Consider the following 17,944-nt stretch of genomic DNA (forward strand, 5'->3'; position numbering starts at 1 on the left):
TAGGCGCGAAGCGCCGCATTTTTCGAGTAAACTGTCAAGTGTTTTTTGACAAAAAAGTGGGGGATTTTAATAAAAAAGGGATCTGAAAGCCTTGGATTTACTGGCTTAGAGATTCCGAGAGATTATTCAATATTAAGGAGGTAAATATCTGAATTATATAAAACATAAAGGTATGTCCGAAAACTGCCGAGGACAATTGAGATAACACAGTATGGCCCGGAACAATAGCAACCCTTAGATGTATCGCCAGCAGTGAAATGCCGCCGAAGATAAATACAATGATTCCTGCCAGTGTACGTAAAATCATCTTTGCATTTCGTACTGCCGGATCTTTAAAGCTTGGAACCGAATCACTCACTGCTTCTATACCGGACATTGCGGAACAGCCGGAGGAAAATGCTTTTAGCAGCATAAGGACTCCGATTCCTTGTATTGATTCCTTAGGAAACACCCCTGCCGAGTATTCAATAGGGTGAAGGCTGCCGGTTGCCAGTCTGAAGAATCCAACAATAATAAGCATCACCATGGAAAAAATAAAAATATAAGTCGGCAGTCCGAATATTTTCGAAGCTTCTCTTGCCCCCCTGAGATTGATCAGTGTAATAATGGAGGCAAAAATCAGGGAAATCACTACCTTATAGTCGTGAAAAGCCGGAAAGGCAGATACAAGGGCTGCGGTTGAAGATGATATACTGACCGCCACAGTCATGATGTAATCAATAATCAGAGCAGCTGCTGTCAAAAGTGCTGCTTTATTACCAATATTTTCCTGCGCTACCGCATAGGCACCACCGCCCTGCGGGTAGTGATTAATAATCTGCGAGTAAGAAAATACTAAAATAAGTAAGAGAAACAGTATCGGTATGACAACATATGGCACAAAATGAAATGCTGCGGCTCCCACAAGCGGTATAAGAACAAGTAGAATTTCCTCAATCGCATAGGCAACCGAAGATACGGCATCACTGGCCAGTATAGGAAGCCCCCACAACTTTGATAATTTTTCATGTGCAAGCTCATTGTTCTTCAATGGTTTGCCTAATAAGACATCTTTAATATTCACTTTAAAACCTCCAAAACCTGTATTCAGTTTTATTCTGCGAAGGCAGCGGGCCAACACAAAGCGCATCAAATCTTAGCCACTAAGTATATGAAGTTCCCTTCTGTTTGTCAATAGATTTTGAGGAGAATAATAATATAAAATTTACTTATACTATTAGATAAATATTTAGAAGGGCAGAAATAAATGAAAACATTGGAAGAGTTATACAGCGACATTCTCAATCAGAAAATATCATTGAAAATTCCATTACCGCCGGAATATGAACCTTATCATCTGGATTGTCTCCTGAAACCACATGATTATGCACCTGTTGTCTTTAATGAACCCTGTGAGAAATGCGAATACGAGCGAGCATGTAAAAACAGCTGTATTTTCGATGCAATAGAAGAGGACAGGGATGGAAAGCTGCGTATCAACCCCGACTTATGTACCGGGTGCGCAGCATGCATAGAAGCATGTAAATCAGAAAAAATTACTGCGGGAAAAGATGTGCTTCCTGCAATGAAAGCTGTCAGAGAAGCGAAAGGCCCTGCCTATGTACTGGCCGCTCCGGCGTTTCTGGGACAGTTTAGTGAAGAGGCCACCCCTGGAAAACTGCGCACAGCTTTTCAGGCCCTGGGCTTTACAGGAATGGTCGAGGTAGCATTGATGGCGGACGTTCTTACCTTAAAAGAGGCACTGGAATTTGACAGGAATGTTCTGGAAATCGGGGATTATCAGCTTACAAGCTGTTGCTGCCCGGTGTGGATATCCTTGATACGCAGGATATACCATGAATTGATGCCACATGTGCCGGGAGCGGTATCGCCTATGATTGCCTGCGGGCGGATGATAAAATTGCTGCACCCGGATGCAGTTACGATTTTTGTAGGGCCCTGCCTGGCAAAGAAAAGCGAGGCAAGAGAACCGGATATCGCCGGAGCGGTGGATTATGTGCTTACTTTTCAGGAAGTACAGGATATATTTGAAGCGGCAGATATCCATCCCGAGGAAATGGCGGACAATGAGAAGGAGCATTCTTCCCGGGCCGGACGGATCTATGCACGCACGGGCGGTGTAAGTGAGGCAGTACAAAAGACTACAGAACAGCTGCGGCCGGACAGGAAGATAAAGGTTCGGGCAGAACAGGCAGATGGAATCCCTGCCTGCCGTGAAATGATAAAACGTATACAAAATAAAGAGACAGAGGCAAATTTCTTTGAAGGAATGGGATGCCCCGGGGGGTGTGTGGGAGGTCCAAGAGTGATTCTGAATAGAGAGGCAGGGCGGCAGCATGTCAATGACTATGGAGAAAAGGCTCCGTTTGCCACACCTCTTGAAAATCCTTATGTAATGAAACTACTGGAAGAATCGGGATTTGATACCATAGAAGATCTTATTGAGAAAAGTGATTGGCTTATCCGGGACTTGACATGAGATTTTCCTTCCTCTATGCTTGGGGTAGAACTGTAGAGAGAAAGCGGACTGATGCGCAGGAGGAAAAAAATGGAGCAAAACACGAAAGGATTTATATATTATTATCCATCAGACATAGGAAGAATAACTCTTGCCTCGGATGGGAAAAACATTACCGGACTATGGATACAGGGGCAGAAGTATTATGGAAGTACAATGGAAAAGAGCAGTACAGAGGAAAATATTGGAGAAGAAATGCGCCCGGTATTTAAGCAGGCAAAGCTATGGCTGGACACTTATTTTTCCGGAAAAGAACCGGAATTCCCCCTGCCTCTGGCACCAAAAGGAAGCCCTTTTCGTCACAAGGTGTGGAAGATACTCTGTGATATACCTTACGGGCAGGTGGTGACCTATGGAGATATTGCCAAAGCTCTGGCGAAAGAATTAGGGAAAAAGAACATGTCTGCACAGGCTGTGGGGGGTGCCGTGGGGCACAACCCGATTTCTATTATGATTCCCTGCCACCGTGTGGTAGGTGCGGATGGCAGCCTTACGGGATATGCGGGCGGAGTTCACACCAAGGTAAAGCTGCTGGAACTGGAGCGTGCTGATATGGAGGGTCTTTACATTCCGAAGAAAGGAACAGCTCTTTAGGCGGGAAGTAATGATAAGGAATGATTTTCCGGGATTGTCATATATTTATTTAACAGATGATATAGAAAAATAAGGATGGATATATGCAGGAATTTATCATTCAGGTTATGAATCAGTTTGGATATCTGGGAGTCTGCTTTTTAGTTGCAGTAGAGAACATTTTTCCGCCGATTCCCTCGGAAGTAATTTTGACCTTCGGGGGGTTTATGACTACATATACGCGATTGACCGTTCCAGGCGTAGTAATATTTTCAACTCTGGGTTCCACAATCGGGGCACTGGTGCTCTACTGGGCAGGAACAGCCCTTAGTCCCCAGCGGCTGGATACGCTGATGAAGGGCCGTGCATTTACGTTGCTTGGGTTTGAGAGAGAAGACATGGAGAAAACAGTGCAGTGGTTCGATAAGCATGGGAAAAAAGCCATTCTTCTGGGGCGCTGTGTTCCTATTATACGAAGCCTGGTGTCTGTCCCGGCAGGCATGGCACAAATCAGCATGCCCCTGTTTCTCACGTATACAATGATTGGAAGTACTGTCTGGAATATTCTGCTCGTGTCCCTGGGAGCAATTCTGGGAGCTTCCTGGGAAATCGTTCTGGTATATATAGGAAGATATTCGGCATTTATAAAGGCTGCATTGGTTGTGACAGTACTATTTTTTGTGATTCGGCTTGTGAAAAAGAAAATCAGCTGACAGATAACAGTTCAGTCATCAGCTCGATTTCGCTGTGCTTCATCTCGCTGTGGCAGAGCGCTATATGATTTTTCGTCAGCTTACGCATGCGAAAGCAAGCTTTCTTTTGCATAAGCTATCAAAGATCCGTATGGCTGCACTGTTCTCAAGTTACTTTTCAACTAATAAAATTGGTGTTATAATAGCACAGTACCGGAAAAGAAAATATATGGGAGATACGAAGGTGATTTATGTTTGGCTATGTGAAAATTAATGAGCCTGAACTTAAGATGAAGGACTGGAAAAAATATAAGGCCTATTACTGCGGACTTTGCAGGTCACTGAAAGAGCGGCATGGGAGTTTGGGACAGATGACACTGACCTATGACATGACTTTTGCCGTTATTTTGCTGACTTCGCTGTATGAGAGTGAGACGAGACTATCCGGCCACAGGTGTAAGGTTCATCCGGTGAAGAAGCAGAATGTGCTCCGGAATGAGATTACAGAATATGCGGCGGATATGAATGTTATCCTGGCATACTATCACATGAAGGACGACTGGAAAGATGAGAGAAAGGCGGGCGGTTTTGCCGGAACCTATGCTTTGAAAGGAAAGGCTGAAAAAATTGCTCTTGCCTATCCAAGGCAGAGCCGCACAATTGAGAAAGAATTAAGCCGGCTTTCTGCCTGCGAAAAGGATGGATGCACAGATATAGACAGAACTGCAGGCTGCTTTGGCAAGCTGATGTCCGAACTATTTGTGTACAGAGAGGATATGTGGGAAGAGCGCCTGCGGAAAATGGGTTTCTTTCTGGGAAAGTTTATTTATATTATGGATGCCTACGATGATTTGGAAAAGGATTTGAAGACAGGCAGCTATAACCCCTTAAAAGAGCTGAGCCAAAACGAAGAGTATGAAACAAAATGCAGAGAAATGCTCTGTATGATGATTGCGGAATGTACAGCCTCTTTCGAGACACTGCCCTGCCTTCTGGATGTAGACATTCTCAGAAATATATTATATGATGGTGTGTGGTCCCGGTATCGGAAGATACAGGAACAAAAGAAGAAAAGCGAGGAAGAAAATCATGACGAAAAACCCATATGATGTATTGGGAGTACCTGCAAATGCATCAGAAGATGAGATAAAGAAGGCATATAGAGATTTGACACGAAAATACCACCCGGATGCGAATGTGAACAATCCTCTGGCTGACTTGGCGGAGGAGAAGTTTAAAGAAGTGCAGGAAGCCTATGATGTTATTATGAAAGACCGTGAGCAGGGCGGCAGTGGCTATGCAGGCTACGGCACAGGGGCCAGTTACGGTGGATTCGGCGGCCGTGGATATCGGCAGAACAGCAGCTCCTACACAGGAGACATGGATGCAGAGATGCAGGCAGCCTATAATTTTATCAACGCCAGGCGTTTTCAGGATGCAGTAAATCTGTTGAACAGGATGCCGGATCGTTCGGCTCAGTGGTATTATTTAAGTGCGGCTGCCAATGCGGGAATAGGCAACAATGTGCTTGCCAGAGACCATGCGGGCCAGGCAGTGAATATGGAGCCAAATAATCCCCAGTACCGGCAGCTTTTAAGTCAGCTGGAGTGGAACAGCCGAAGATATCAGGGCAATCCTTACGGCGGCGGATACGGCGCAGAAAGTCCTTCCTGCAGTACCGGGAATCTGTGCTGTGACTTATGGTGTGCGGACAGTTTATGTGAATGTATGGGAGGAGACCTTTGTTCATGCATGTAAATGCGAAAAGAGTAGCTTTTGGCGGTCTGATGCTTGCGTTGGCTATTTTGTGTATGGTGATGGGCAGTGTGATTGAGAGCAATACGCTTTTTTTGCTGGCAGCGGCATCCTATTTTGTGGGAATTGTTATCCGTGAGGCTGGAATGCTGACAGGACTGACGTTTTACCTTGGGGCAGTATTGCTGGGTTTTTTGCTGGCACCTAACAAGTTGTATGTAGTCTCTTTTGCAGCCATGGGTTTTTATATCCTGGCCATAGAGTTTACTGGGAGACAGCTTGGCAGGAGAACGGACAAAATGAACAGAAGATCTGTATTTTGGGTAGTGAAATATGTAATTTTTAATTTACTTTATATCCCGGGACTTCTTTTTTTTCAGGAGTTTCTATTTGGGAGAAGTCTGCCTGCTGTATGGATGATCGGTGCAGCTGCAATAGGGCAGATTGCTCTTTGGATATATGACAGGGCATATGAATACGTACAGAGACATATATGGGGGAAATTCAGGGGAAGATTATTCTCCTGAATCAGTCGATTGTTGCTGAAATACATCAGGACGGGTATTTTTTTGGGATATCAGGTCCTGTTTTTTGTGTGAAAATAGAAATGGACTAATTACTCAATAGAATATATAGATAAAAATTATAAGTAAGAGGAACTTATCGCAAAATTCTATTGGAAGCTTTGATATATAAGGTGGTATAATATGTGCGGATTGGAAAGAAAGGAATAGCCTATGAAAACTCTTTTAGTTGTATCCCATTGTATTTTGAACACAGCATCAAAAGTTGCCCAGAATGAAGAGGAGCTTACCGAGGAATATAAGGTGAAAAATAAACTGCTTCATCTTGTTTTGGAGCGGGACATCCAATTGCTGCAGCTTCCGTGTCCGGAGTTTATTATGTATGGCTCCAGGAGGTGGGGGCATGTGAAGGATCAGTTTTTGCATCCACATTTTCGGGAAGAAAGCAGAAAAATGTTGGAGCCAGTTTTGCTGCAGCTGGAGGAATACCTGATGTATTCTGAAGAATTTAAAGTACTTGGAGTTGTTTCGGTTGAGGGAAGTCCAAGTTGTGGCTATAAGCTGACATGTACCGGGGACTGGGGCGGAGAAATAGGAGAGGATCCTCAAAGGCTTGCAGATATACACAATGGCCTGGAGTTAAAGAAGGAACCGGGAGCATTTATGCAGATACTGAAGGAGGAGCTAGATATAAGGAATATGAACATACCAATCGTGAGCATGGAGGAAGCAATAGAAAGGCTTTCCTAAATTAGTTGTTAAGTGAATAGGGAGGAGAACTATCAATGAAAAACAGAAAGGTATACGTAACTGCATTTTGCGGGGTAGCAGTTGCCATGAACATTGTACTTGGAATTATTACATCCGCTTTGGGAATTCCACTTTATCTGGATACGTTAGGAACGGTATTGTCCGCAGCAATTCTTGGACCGGTACCGGGCATGATTGTAGGAGCGCTGAGCAATATTATTACAGGGTTAATTTATAGTGTGTCTGACATCCCCTTCTTCCTGGTAAACCTGGCAGTTGGACTCGTTGTGGGCCTCGTTGCTAAAAAGTTCAATTTTGGACTGATACCCGCAGTTATTACCGGTCTTGCACTGAGCTTTATCTGCCCGGCAATCGGGACACCTATTGGGATTTTTGTGTATGGAGGACTCAACGGATCATTTTCTGATGTCTTAGTAATGTCTTTGGTAAAAGGTGGGAAAACCATTTTCCAGGCCTCTTTCTTAAGAAATGTGGCTTCAAATTTAATAGACAAAATTGGGACATGTATAATTGGATGTCTTCTGATCAAGGCAATGCCGATGCGCTTTTTAGAAAACTTTAAAAAGGATGCAAAAGAGAGCAGAGTATGATCAATATAAAAAGTCTGGTACATAATTATACTGTATGGGAAGATGATAATAAAAAAGCCAAAAAAACTGCACTGGATGGAATATCCCTGGATATACCGTCCGGTCAGTTTACTGCCATACTCGGACCAAATGGCTCGGGAAAATCTACTCTGGCAAAGCATTTAAATGTTCTTTTACTGCCGGATGAAGGAACGGTGTGGATCGACGGAAAAAATACCGAAGATCAGGAAAAACTATGGGAAATCCGCAGTACAGTAGGAATGGTTTTCCAAAACCCGGACAACCAGATCATTGGTACAAGTGTGGAGGAAGATGTGGCTTTTGGTCCCGAAAATAAAAACCTATCTTCTAATGTTATTCAAAAAAAGGTGGCCGACAGTCTTAGTACTGTTGGCCTGTTGCATAGAAGGAAGGATTCTCCCTCCCGGCTGTCAGGAGGGCAAAAGCAGAAGGTTGCAATTGCCGGAGTCCTGGCGGAAAAGCCCGGCTGCATTGTTCTGGACGAGCCTACGGCTATGATGGACCCAAAATCTCGAAGAGAGGTCTTAGAGGTTGTTCACAGGTTAAACAGGGAGAGCAAAATTACGATTGTTCTAATTACGCATCATACCGAGGAGGTCATGCAGGCAGATAACGTGATATTAATGGATAAAGGGCAAATTTTAGCGCAGGGGACTCCAGAGAAAATATTTGGAGATTTAGAATTACTGCATCAAGTGAAAATGGATGTGCCTCAGGTGACAGAACTGGCTTATAGATTAAAAGAAAGGGGTGTACCAATTGATGTTCCTGTTTTAACAGAGGAGCAGCTCGTTGAAGAGGTAATTAAGGCATACTCTAAGAATCTGGAAGGAAAGAAGAACGAAAATATGCTTCTAAAGTCTTCGCAAAATGATTTTGAACCAAGCGGAAGCATGCAGTCGGAAAGAAAGGGAAAAGCGCTGCTCAAAGGGGAAAACCTAAGGTTTTGTTATGGAAGTGACACCGGCAATGGGCACACAATTTTAGATGACGTTTCTTTTGGAATACAGGAAGGGGACTTTATTGGACTCATTGGTAACTCGGGCTCAGGTAAAACCACATTAATGAAGCACCTGAACGGGCTGCTGAAAGCAGATTCAGGAACTATATATTTTGAAAACCAGAATATTTATAATAAGAAATATTCCCTGACATATTTAAGAAAAGAAGTAGGCCTTGTTTTTCAGTATCCTGAACAGCAGTTATTTGGAAAAACGGTCCTTCTGGATGCGATGTTCGGACCATTAAATTTAGGCATGACAAAAGAAGAAGCTGGTATTTCTGCCAAAGAAAGCTTAAAGCTGGTGGGAATGGATGAGTCCTGTTATAAAATGAGTCCTTTTGATTTGTCGGGGGGCCAAAAGCGCTGTGTGGCTATTGCCGGGGTACTTGCAATGCATCCCAAAATCCTGGTTTTAGATGAACCTGCAGCGGGATTAGATCCTGAAACAAAGAAGATGGTGTTTGAATTATTAGAGAAAATAAAAAAGAAAAGGAATATCGCAGTTGTACTCGTATCACATCACATGGAGGATGTGGCCGACTATGCCAATAAAGTCTGGGTTTTGCATGAGGGAAAATTTCAGCTTACTGGCTCTCCCAAAGAAATATTTTCCCGGACAGAAGTTTTACGTGAAATTGGTATTGGAGTGCCGCAGGTTACAAGCGTTACAAAAAAGCTTATGCAAGAAGGCTTTCCAATAAAAAACCCAGCGGTTACAGTAAGCGAGGCGGAGGAGATGATTGTACAGAACTTTTACTTAGAGAGAGGAGAACAGCATGATTCGTGATATTACAATTGGACAGTATTATGCAGGGAACTCCGTGATTCATGAATTAGATCCGCGCACAAAACTAATGGGGGCACTGGTGTATATAATTACGTTATTTCTGGTGAAGAATCCATGGTGGTATATTCTATGTCTTGCAGCAGTGCTGATACTGTACCGTTTGGCACAGGTGCCGCTGTCGTATTTTTTGAAGGGGCTCAAAGGTATCATTATTCTTTTGCTTTTTACATTTATTTTCCGCCTGATTGCAACTCCGGGCACACTTTTATACCACTGGGGAATCATTTCAGTGACAGAGGAAGGCGTCATAAAAGCCATAGGAATGACCTTAAGAATTGCTTTAATGATTGTCGGGGCCTCCCTTTTATCCTATACGTCCACTCCAAGGGAGCTAGCCGATGGACTGGAAAAGTCACTGTCATTTTTAGAAAAAATACATATACCTATACAGGATATGGCTGTAATCACAATGATTGCCTTTCGTTTTATACCGATTATGATTGAAGAGTTAAATGTACTGATGGACGCTCAGGCGGCAAGGGGAGCTGAATTTAAAAAGTGTTCCTTTGTAAAGAAATGCAAAAATCTGTTTTCTATACTTATTCCATTGTTTTTATCTACGGTACGCAGAGCATCAGACCTGGCAATGGCTATGGAGGCGAGGGGCTACACTGGTGAGAAACAGACATCCAGAATGTATCCCCTCATATATGGGAAAAATGACAAGTTGGCTTACGTTGTTATCTTTTTGTTCTTTTGCTTTTTTCTGTTTCTTCTTTTCATATAGGATAAATATCACACTTTTTTTCTCCTGCATTATAGTGTAAACTAGTAGACATGGCAAAAGGAGAAGCGGAAGATACGGAACATTTGAGTCAGAAGGGGGCAGTATCACTATTAAAAGATTTTATACTGCCGACAGTTCCCGGAGCCGGGATGGTACTGGTCTTGGACTTTCAATCGCAAAGTATCTTGCGGAAAAAATGGACAGCGAGCTTTATGCTGAGGTAACAGAGTCGGGTAATGTAAGATGGCTGAAAATATATTTTAAACTTACCCGACAGATAATAAAAAGAGATAAATGAAGAAGGTATGCAAATGAAAAATAATGGAATTGGGCATGTAGCGGCATTGTTTACGATTGTAGTCTGGGGTACTACTTATATTTCCACGAAGGTTCTGCTCCGGAGTTTTCAGCCAGTTGAGATACTTTTAATCAGAATGGTACTCGGGTTTGTGCTTTTATTTCTTGCAAAGCCCGGGAAATTTAAAGTAAAGCAGAAAAGTCATGAGTGGATATTTGCAGGAGCAGGGTTATGCGGCATCTGTCTTTATTATCTTATGGAAAATATTGCGCTTACATACACATTGGCATCAAATGTAGGAGTTATCATACTGGTAGCTCCGTTTTTTACCGCTGTTCTGAGCCATATATTTATGAAAGCTGACGGGAAGCTGACGGTTCCTTTTTTTGTGGGCTTCGTGCTCGCAATGATAGGTATCGGGATGATAAGTTTTGGGGGCAGCAAGAGCCTGCACTTGAATCCTGCAGGTGATCTGCTGGCTCTTGGGGCGGCGTTTATATGGGCGTGCTATTCTGTATTGTCGAAAAAAATCAGCAGCTACGGGTATCCGACCATCCAGATGACACGGCACATGTTCGGCTATGGGATTTTGTTCATGATTCCGGCGTCACTTATACTGGGCTTTCATCCGGAGCCGGCGGCATTTGTAAATCCTGTTAATCTGTTAAACCTTTTGTTTTTAGGAGCGGTGGCATCTGCTGTGTGCTTTGCGACATGGAATTTTGCAGTGAGGACGCTGGGGGCGGTAAAGACCAGCGTGTATATCTATATAACCCCTGTGGTGACAATTATCACCTCTGTTCTAATTTTGCATGAGCAACTAACAGGAGTAGTGGCGGTTGGGGCAGGACTGGCTTTGGCAGGACTGATACTTTCAGAAGGCAGAGTGGATTTAAAAGTATTGTTTAAGCCGTCGAAAGAGTAGAGTAGTGTACCGAAAAATGCAAATTGGGAAAAGGAAGAATAGCAGAATGAAATTATACTTAGCCCCTTTGGAGGGAATCACCGGTTATATATACCGAAATGCATATTATAAATACTTTGGCCAGATGGACAAGTATTTTATTCCTTTTATCAACCCCAATCAGTTTGGGCATCTTAGCTCAAAAGAGAAAAATAATATTCTACCAGAGCACAATGAGGGAATGCATGCAGTTCCACAGATTTTGACGAACTCGGCCCAAGACTTTATCAGGACAGCGCGTAAGCTCCAACAATATGGATATTGTGAAGTAAACCTGAATCTGGGGTGTCCTTCAAAGACAGTAGTGTCGAAGGGGCGGGGTTCCGGGTTCCTGGCATTTCCGGATAAACTGGATGGTTTTCTGGAAGAGATATTTGATCACACAGATATGAAGATATCAATTAAAACCCGAATCGGAAAGGAAAGCCCCAAGGAATTCGAGGGGCTGTTGGAAATATATAATCGCTACCCTCTAAAGGAGCTGATTATCCACCCAAGGCTTCAAACGGACTTCTATAAGAATACACCCAACTGGGAGATATTTGGAGGTGCACTGAAAAGCTGTAAATGTAGTGTATGCTACAATGGAGATATTTTTACGGTGGCGGATTATAAAAAATTTACTGCGGCATTTCCGGGAGCGGACTGTATCATGCTGGGACGGGGAATTCTCTTTCACCCGGGACTGGCAGGTTCTATCCGTGGTGAAGCAGAAACGGATAAATCTACATTTGAGGCATTTCATAATCAGATATATGAGGCATATCAGAAAGAATTGTACGGCGAGAAAAATATTTTATTTAAGATGAAGGAATTATGGTCTTACATGGCCGCTATTTTTACCAATTATGAGAAATATGCAAAAAGGATAAAAAAAGCGGAGAGACTGACAGTGTATGAAAATACCGTGGAGGCACTGTTTGCTGAACAGGAAATCTTGGAGAGTTAAAACAGCTCATAAATGCCAAGTCCCACCAGAATCAGGCCGGAAAGTACATCTGCCGCCCGGTCGGAAATATGTGGAACCTTTGACTTACCTATGACATTTCCGGCATAAAGAAATGTTACGGATACAATGAGAGAAAGGATGGCGGTAGGCAAGAGCTTTAATCCGGTGATACTGGCACCGATGCCCATGCCTACATTGTTTATTGAGAGGGTGAGCCCCAGAAAAAGTCCTTCTTTTATAGTGAGAAGGGAATCTTCAGTCTGGCTGCTGTCTTTAGGCTCGGATGAAGATTCGCTGGCTTTTACCTCCGCTTTTTTTATTTGTATACAGAGATAAGTATAAAGGGATTTTATGATATAATACATTCCAAGACCGATTAACAGTGCACATCCGATGGCCTGGGAAGAGGAGGACGGGAGGAACTGGGAGATTTCGGCTCCCAGTAAGATTGCTGTTACTGTTCCGACCAGGGTGACCAAACTGATGATAGTACTTTTTAGGAGGCTGATATTTGCTTTTTTAATTCCATAGGACAATCCAACAATAAAACTGTCTATGTTTGCGGAAATAGCAAATAGAAGTGATGAAATAAGATGCATAATCTTTTCCTCATTTCATGGCAGCTGTTTTTTTCAGTATATTCAGAAGTATTTGTTGCGTTCCTTATGCATAGACTATTAAGAGTTGATTTATCAGGAGCCTGTACATGCGCAAACATATCATTTCCCCTATTGGGATTATGGCAGAAATACTGTTGCTGCTTCTTGTGCTGGGTGTCTGGCAGAGCAAAAATCATTCCGTTTTTGAAGACAGGGAGACGAAAGCCGACCTTTTATCAGAGGAAGATACCGGCTCTACAGGAACCCCGGAGAAGAAAAAGGATTTTATTAAATGGGTGGAATTTAATGTTACTTATGAGGCTTTGAATCGGGCCTATACATATGATGTGGAAACTTACATGGAAGATGTACACCTGGACTGGGTGGAACTTCTGGCCTATTTGGGAGCAAAATATGGGGGAGATTTTACCCGATACAAAGAAAAAGATATGTCAGAAGTGGCCGAAAAGCTTCTTTCAGGTGATGTAACAATGGAAAAGCTGACTGCAGATATGCAGTATTATCCATATTATCATGAAGCATATGGTACGGTGCTGGATGGCATGGTAGGAGAATATGAGATTGAGGAAGCCGTTGAGACAAAAGAGACTGCTGGGGAGACCGCACCCGTTAAGAAAGCGGAAAAGCAGATATGGAAAAAGCGTTACGGGCTAAAGGCGTTTGGACCGATTGCCAAAGGATTTCCCTATTCTGATTTTGATGATTTCGGCGTATCCAGAAGTTATGGTTACCGGAGAAACCATTTAGGACATGACATGATGGGCCAGGTCGGTACGCCGGTGATTTGTGTACAAACTGGCTATGTAAAGGTTCTGGGGTGGAATCAGTACGGTGGATGGCGGATTGGAATCAGCAGCTTTGACGGGAAGAAATACTTCTATTATGCTCATCTAAGGCAGAACATCCCCTTTGCAGAATCGCTGAAAGAGGGAGATGTAGTGCAGGCCGGGGACGTCATCGGATATATGGGAAGAACCGGGTACAGTACGAAGGAAAACGTCAACAACATTGACATCTATCACCTGCATTTCGGACTGCAGCTTATATTCGATGAATCACAGAGAGAAGGAAACCATGAGATATGGGTGGATGTCTATCCTCTGGTCAGGTTCCTGTCACAGAACAGGTCTGAAGTACTAAGAAACGATGCAAGTAAAGAATGGTATCGTAAATATCAGATAAAAGATCCCGAAGCGGATCGCAAGAGGGCCGCCCCTTTTTAGGAGAATTTAAAATGGATGGAAATATTTTACTTTTTATACAGGAACATATCAGACAGGACTGGATGACTCCTTTTTGGGTGTTCATAACATCACTGGGAAATGAGGGATGGTTCTGGCTGATGGTTTCTGCATTGCTGTTGTTCCCGAAGAGAACGAGGAAGATTGGAATTACCGCGCTGCTGGCGATGGCCGTAGGGTTTTTAATAACAAATTTGGTATTGAAAAATGTAGTGGCGAGAGTACGCCCGTATGAAACTGTGGAGGGATTGAAACTTTTGATTGCAAGACAGCGTGATTTTTCTTTTCCTTCAGGCCATGCATGTGCTTCTTTTGCCGCAGCTTCCGTATATTTTCTGAGGCTGCCTCAAAAGTGGGGAATACCGGCAGTTGTGCTGGCTGCCCTGATTGCCTTTTCCCGTCTGTACGTAGGAGTGCATTATCCGACGGACGTCCTGGCAGGTGCGGCAATCGGCATTTTGGCTGCATGGGCAGCCCTGCGCCTTGTTGAATACATAGACCGGAAAATCAAATCTGATACAGATTACTCTGCCTAGCGTACTGTCTCATTAACGTTCCCCAATAGCTTGCGGGGAAGCCAATGAGACGAAACACTATCGATCTCTATAAATCTTAAGAATATTCTGAAAACGAGCTGCAAAAGGGACTGACCCCTTTTACTAAAGTGTCAGACGCCCTTTGCCACCGCGGCCTCCACAAATCCTTTGAATAGCGGATGGGGGCGGTTTGGCCGGGATTTCAGCTCTGGGTGGGCCTGTGTGGCAATAAACCAGGGATGTTTTGGTATCTCGATCATTTCTACAATGCGTCCGTCAGGTGAAAGTCCGGAGAGGATCATGCCGTGATCCTCCAGAGCTTCCCTATAGTCGTTATTTACTTCATAGCGGTGACGGTGGCGCTCTTTGATTTCCTCTGTGCCATATAATGTGTAAGCTTTGGATTCTTTCTTTAAAACGCAGGGATAGGCACCTAGTCGAAGAGTTCCGCCGATGTCTTCAATACCAACTTGATCCGGCATAATATGAATCACAGGGTGGGTCGTGTCTGGATTTAGTTCCATGCTGTGTGCATCACTGTAGCCGAGAACATTTCGTGCAAATTCTACGATGGCAAGCTGCATTCCGAGGCACAGGCCGAGGAATGGAATATTGTGAGTGCGTGCGTATCGTATGGATTCTATTTTGCCGTCAATGCCTCTGTCACCGAAACCTCCCGGTACAAGTATTCCGCTGACATCCCGGAACAAATCAGCTGCGTTGTCGGGGGTAACTGTCTCGGAGTCAATCCACTTAATATTGACCGTAGTATGACTGTAGATGCCTCCGTGCTTCAATGCTTCCACCACGCTTATGTAAGCGTCATGAAGCTGAATGTATTTACCTACAAGTGCAACGGTTACTTCCTGGGTAGGGTGGCGGAGATTATCCACCATCTCTGTCCAGTCTTCCAGATCCGGTTTGGGGCAGTCGAGATGAAGACATTCACACACTACCTGGGCTAGATTTTCACGTTCCATGGCAAGAGGTGCTTCATACAAATATTCCACATCCAGGTTCTGTAAAACATGCTTTGCCGGGATATTACAGAAGAGGGAAATCTTATCTTTCATGGTATTATCCAGCGGGTATTCCGAGCGGCAGACAATGATATCCGGCCGGATTCCCATTCCCTGCAGCTCTTTTACACTTGCCTGGGTTGGCTTAGTCTTCATTTCCTGGGAGGCTTTCAGATAAGGAATCAGAGTTACATGTATCAAAATAACATTCTCGAACCCTTTCTCATGCTGAAATTGGCGTATGGCCTCGAGAAAAGGCTGACTCTCAATATCTCCGACGGTTCCGCCCACTTCTATGATAGCAATCTCTGTTTTGGCAGCAGCCGGATTGCGGTAAAATCTGCTTTTGATTTCATTTGTGATGTGGGGAATGACCTGTACGGTTCCTCCGCCGAAATCGCCCCGGCGCTCTTTCTGCAGGACAGACCAGTAAATCTTTCCCGTTGTGACATTTGAATTCTTTGTGAGACTCTCATCAATAAAACGTTCATAATGTCCCAGGTCCAGATCTGTTTCCGCTCCGTCGTCTGTTACAAATACCTCTCCGTGCTGTACCGGGTTCATGGTTCCGGGATCAATGTTGATGTAGGGATCAAACTTCTGCATGGTCACCGTATATCCGCGCGCCTTCAGCAGACGGCCCAGTGATGCGGCAGTGATACCCTTTCCCAGACCAGAAACAACCCCACCGGTGACAAATACATATTTTACTGCCATACGTTCCTCCTTTAGTAATGAACATTAAAAAAATACTTAAAGAGTATACACCAATTCCGAGAAAAAATACAGCTTTTTCTAATGGTAAATATGATCTGTCTCGTAAACAGCCTCACAGGTAAGCTGTACGCCGAGCTTTTTAAGAAGCTTGATATCCACGTCTGAGGGCATAACAGAAGTGTGGGCCTGACAGCCTTTTAATTTCGGAAGCTGTTCCAAGGCTTTTCTCGCATCGTGATTTCCGGCGGCACTTGTGGACAGTGCAATCAGAACCTCATCTGTATGCAGTCTGGGATTTTTGCTTTTAAGATAATCTACTTTTAATTTCTGAATCGGTTCAATGGACTCCGGAGAAATCACGTGCAGCTCATGGTCAATGCCGGCCAGCTCCTTTAGTACATTGAGAAGCAGTGCAGCGGAGGCCCCCAGCAGGTTGGAGGTCTTGCCGGTTATAATGCGGCCGTCGTCCAATTCCATGGCAGCGGCAGGACCACGAGTTTCCCTGGCGCGCTTAAGCGCTTCTCCGACTACCTGCCGGTCCTGCACAGTTACATTAGCCTGATTCATCAGTAACTCCAATTTCTGAACCTCCTTCTCTGAGCATGTCCCTTTCAACAGACGGCCAAGCGCAGTAAAATATCTCCGGACAATTTCCTGCCGCGATGCTTCACGGCAGACTTCATCGTCGCAAATACAGTTTCCCGCCATATTGACCCCCATATCGGTAGGAGATTTGTAGGGACTCTTGCCATAGATTTTTTTGAAAATAGTATTCAGCACCGGAAAGATTTCTACATCCCTGTTATAATTTACTGTTGTAATACCATATGCTTCCAAATGGAAAGGATCAATCATATTCACATCATTCAAATCTGCAGTGGCTGCCTCATAAGCGAGATTGACAGGATGTTTCAGTGGAAGATTCCAGATGGGAAATGTTTCAAATTTGGCATACCCCGCATGGATTCCACGTTTATGCTCATGATATAACTGAGAAAGGCAGGTTGCCATTTTGCCGCTTCCCGGACCGGGGGCGGTTATGATGACCAGAGGACGTGTTGTTTCAATATAATCATTTTTACCGTAGCCCTCATCACTGACAATCAGTGGGGTGTTGGATGGATAACCGTTGATGTTATAGTGCATATAAACACGGATATCCAAATTCTCCAGACGGTGTTTAAAAAGCGCTGCACTTTCCTGGCCTGAGTATTGGGTGATGACAACGCTGCCCACATATAGGCCGTTGTCGCGGAAAGAATCCATAAGACGCAGGACATCCAGGTCATAGGTAATCCCTAAATCTCCGCGGACTTTATTCTTTTCAATGTCTTTTGCACTGATGACGATGACAATCTCTGCCTGACTTCCAAGTTGCTCTAGAAGGCGGAGCTTACTGTCGGGCGCAAAACCGGGCAGCACCCTGGCTGCATGATAGTCGTCGAATAATTTCCCTCCAAATTCAAGGTAAAGTTTGTTGTCAAATTGGTCAATCCGCTGACGGATGTGTTCTGACTGCATAGTCAAGTATTTTTCGTTGTCAAATCCTATTTTCATTTTATTATTCCTTTTCCTTTAA

18 protein-coding genes are annotated in these 17,944 nt (G+C 44.0%); 14 read left to right on the plus strand and 4 right to left on the minus strand.

All coding sequences use genetic code 11. The features are described 5' to 3' along the window. Positions 1-97: 97 nt before the first annotated feature. On the minus strand, positions 98-1,063 hold the full coding sequence (locus BN3456_RS05735) for an APC family permease (RefSeq protein WP_089983253.1): 966 nt from the start codon (positions 1,061-1,063) through the stop codon (positions 98-100). 183 nt (positions 1,064-1,246) lie between these two features. Between BN3456_RS05735 and BN3456_RS05740 the strand changes: the two genes are divergently transcribed. The 12 genes from BN3456_RS05740 to BN3456_RS05800 all read left to right on the plus strand — a co-directional run bounded on the left by BN3456_RS05740 (position 1,247) and on the right by BN3456_RS05800 (position 12,232). Beyond that, a complete protein-coding gene (locus BN3456_RS05740; RefSeq protein WP_089983187.1) occupies positions 1,247-2,479 on the plus strand; it encodes a [Fe-Fe] hydrogenase large subunit C-terminal domain-containing protein in 1,233 nt (410 codons plus the stop codon). Between the two features lie 69 nt (positions 2,480-2,548). Continuing rightward, entirely contained in the window at positions 2,549-3,112 is a 564-nt protein-coding gene (locus BN3456_RS05745; RefSeq protein WP_207644088.1) for a methylated-DNA--[protein]-cysteine S-methyltransferase, read from the plus strand. An 83-nt stretch (positions 3,113-3,195) separates the two neighbouring features. After that, on the plus strand, positions 3,196-3,804 hold the full coding sequence (locus BN3456_RS05750; RefSeq protein ID WP_089983189.1) for a DedA family protein: 609 nt from the start codon (positions 3,196-3,198) through the stop codon (positions 3,802-3,804). Between the two features lie 230 nt (positions 3,805-4,034). Then, a complete protein-coding gene (locus BN3456_RS05760; RefSeq protein WP_089983191.1) occupies positions 4,035-4,892 on the plus strand; it encodes a DUF5685 family protein in 858 nt (285 codons plus the stop codon). After that, complete coding sequence (locus tag BN3456_RS05765) at positions 4,873-5,541, plus strand: J domain-containing protein (RefSeq protein WP_089983192.1); 669 nt, start codon at positions 4,873-4,875, stop codon at positions 5,539-5,541. The genes BN3456_RS05760 and BN3456_RS05765 overlap by 20 nt, the downstream gene beginning before the upstream one ends. Beyond that, the gene (locus tag BN3456_RS05770) at positions 5,532-6,065 is read left to right on the plus strand and encodes a hypothetical protein (RefSeq protein ID WP_089983193.1); all 534 of its coding nucleotides are present in this window, start codon (positions 5,532-5,534) and stop codon (positions 6,063-6,065) included. Before BN3456_RS05765 ends, BN3456_RS05770 begins: the two co-directional genes overlap by 10 nt. Before the next feature lie 210 nt (positions 6,066-6,275). Then, positions 6,276-6,812, plus strand: a complete 537-nt coding sequence (locus BN3456_RS05775) for a CD3072 family TudS-related putative desulfidase (protein ID WP_089983194.1) — start codon at positions 6,276-6,278, stop codon at positions 6,810-6,812. A gap of 35 nt (positions 6,813-6,847) precedes the next feature. After that, positions 6,848-7,423 (plus strand): CD3073 family putative ECF transporter S component, encoded by a 576-nt coding sequence (locus BN3456_RS05780; RefSeq protein ID WP_089983195.1) that lies wholly within the window; start codon positions 6,848-6,850, stop codon positions 7,421-7,423. Continuing rightward, positions 7,420-9,234, plus strand: coding sequence for an energy-coupling factor transporter ATPase (locus BN3456_RS16240; protein WP_089983196.1), 1,815 nt, complete (start codon positions 7,420-7,422; stop codon positions 9,232-9,234). Before BN3456_RS05780 ends, BN3456_RS16240 begins: the two co-directional genes overlap by 4 nt. Then, positions 9,224-10,021 carry an energy-coupling factor transporter transmembrane component T family protein gene (locus BN3456_RS05790; protein WP_089983197.1) on the plus strand — a complete coding sequence of 266 codons (798 nt, stop codon included), beginning with the start codon at positions 9,224-9,226 and terminating at the stop codon, positions 10,019-10,021. The genes BN3456_RS16240 and BN3456_RS05790 overlap by 11 nt, the downstream gene beginning before the upstream one ends. Before the next feature lie 311 nt (positions 10,022-10,332). After that, the gene (locus tag BN3456_RS05795) at positions 10,333-11,244 is read left to right on the plus strand and encodes a DMT family transporter (protein ID WP_089983198.1); all 912 of its coding nucleotides are present in this window, start codon (positions 10,333-10,335) and stop codon (positions 11,242-11,244) included. Positions 11,245-11,290: 46 nt separating this feature from the next. Continuing rightward, a complete protein-coding gene (locus tag BN3456_RS05800; RefSeq protein WP_089983199.1) occupies positions 11,291-12,232 on the plus strand; it encodes a tRNA dihydrouridine synthase in 942 nt (313 codons plus the stop codon). Here BN3456_RS05800 and BN3456_RS05805 read toward each other — a convergent pair. After that, a complete protein-coding gene (locus BN3456_RS05805; protein WP_089983200.1) occupies positions 12,229-12,831 on the minus strand; it encodes a manganese efflux pump in 603 nt (200 codons plus the stop codon). The two genes, BN3456_RS05800 and BN3456_RS05805, sit on opposite strands and share 4 nt — an antisense overlap. Before the next feature lie 107 nt (positions 12,832-12,938). Here BN3456_RS05805 and BN3456_RS05810 point away from each other — a divergent pair, with 107 nt between their 5' ends. Further along, positions 12,939-14,075, plus strand: coding sequence for a peptidoglycan DD-metalloendopeptidase family protein (locus tag BN3456_RS05810; protein ID WP_089983201.1), 1,137 nt, complete (start codon positions 12,939-12,941; stop codon positions 14,073-14,075). An 11-nt stretch (positions 14,076-14,086) separates the two neighbouring features. After that, entirely contained in the window at positions 14,087-14,629 is a 543-nt protein-coding gene (locus BN3456_RS05815; RefSeq protein WP_089983202.1) for a phosphatase PAP2 family protein, read from the plus strand. A 131-nt stretch (positions 14,630-14,760) separates the two neighbouring features. Here BN3456_RS05815 and BN3456_RS05820 read toward each other — a convergent pair whose 3' ends face one another. Both BN3456_RS05820 and BN3456_RS05825 read right to left on the minus strand, forming a co-directional pair. After that, a complete protein-coding gene (locus tag BN3456_RS05820) occupies positions 14,761-16,365 on the minus strand; it encodes a CTP synthase (protein ID WP_089983203.1) in 1,605 nt (534 codons plus the stop codon). A 78-nt stretch (positions 16,366-16,443) separates the two neighbouring features. Continuing rightward, positions 16,444-17,922, minus strand: coding sequence for a DUF1846 domain-containing protein (locus BN3456_RS05825; RefSeq protein WP_089983204.1), 1,479 nt, complete (start codon positions 17,920-17,922; stop codon positions 16,444-16,446). Positions 17,923-17,944 lie beyond the last annotated feature (22 nt).

The organism is Clostridium sp. C105KSO13, from assembly GCF_001517425.1.
Classification (GTDB): Bacteria; Bacillota; Clostridia; order Lachnospirales; family Lachnospiraceae; genus Muricomes.

Coding starts and splice junctions, on each gene's coding strand:
- BN3456_RS05740 (WP_089983187.1), top strand. CDS start 1,247: ATGAAAACATTGGAAGAGTTATACAGCGACATTCTCAATCAGAAAATA.
- BN3456_RS05745 (WP_207644088.1), top strand. CDS start 2,549: ATGGAGCAAAACACGAAAGGATTTATATATTATTATCCATCAGACATA.
- BN3456_RS05750 (WP_089983189.1), top strand. CDS start 3,196: ATGCAGGAATTTATCATTCAGGTTATGAATCAGTTTGGATATCTGGGA.
- BN3456_RS05760 (WP_089983191.1), top strand. CDS start 4,035: ATGTTTGGCTATGTGAAAATTAATGAGCCTGAACTTAAGATGAAGGAC.
- BN3456_RS05765 (WP_089983192.1), top strand. CDS start 4,873: ATGACGAAAAACCCATATGATGTATTGGGAGTACCTGCAAATGCATCA.
- BN3456_RS05770 (WP_089983193.1), top strand. CDS start 5,532: ATGCATGTAAATGCGAAAAGAGTAGCTTTTGGCGGTCTGATGCTTGCG.
- BN3456_RS05775 (WP_089983194.1), top strand. CDS start 6,276: ATGAAAACTCTTTTAGTTGTATCCCATTGTATTTTGAACACAGCATCA.
- BN3456_RS05780 (WP_089983195.1), top strand. CDS start 6,848: ATGAAAAACAGAAAGGTATACGTAACTGCATTTTGCGGGGTAGCAGTT.
- BN3456_RS16240 (WP_089983196.1), top strand. CDS start 7,420: ATGATCAATATAAAAAGTCTGGTACATAATTATACTGTATGGGAAGAT.
- BN3456_RS05790 (WP_089983197.1), top strand. CDS start 9,224: ATGATTCGTGATATTACAATTGGACAGTATTATGCAGGGAACTCCGTG.
- BN3456_RS05795 (WP_089983198.1), top strand. CDS start 10,333: ATGAAAAATAATGGAATTGGGCATGTAGCGGCATTGTTTACGATTGTA.
- BN3456_RS05800 (WP_089983199.1), top strand. CDS start 11,291: ATGAAATTATACTTAGCCCCTTTGGAGGGAATCACCGGTTATATATAC.
- BN3456_RS05805 (WP_089983200.1), bottom strand. CDS start 12,831: ATGCATCTTATTTCATCACTTCTATTTGCTATTTCCGCAAACATAGAC.
- BN3456_RS05810 (WP_089983201.1), top strand. CDS start 12,939: ATGCGCAAACATATCATTTCCCCTATTGGGATTATGGCAGAAATACTG.
- BN3456_RS05815 (WP_089983202.1), top strand. CDS start 14,087: ATGGATGGAAATATTTTACTTTTTATACAGGAACATATCAGACAGGAC.
- BN3456_RS05820 (WP_089983203.1), bottom strand. CDS start 16,365: ATGGCAGTAAAATATGTATTTGTCACCGGTGGGGTTGTTTCTGGTCTG.
- BN3456_RS05825 (WP_089983204.1), bottom strand. CDS start 17,922: ATGAAAATAGGATTTGACAACGAAAAATACTTGACTATGCAGTCAGAA.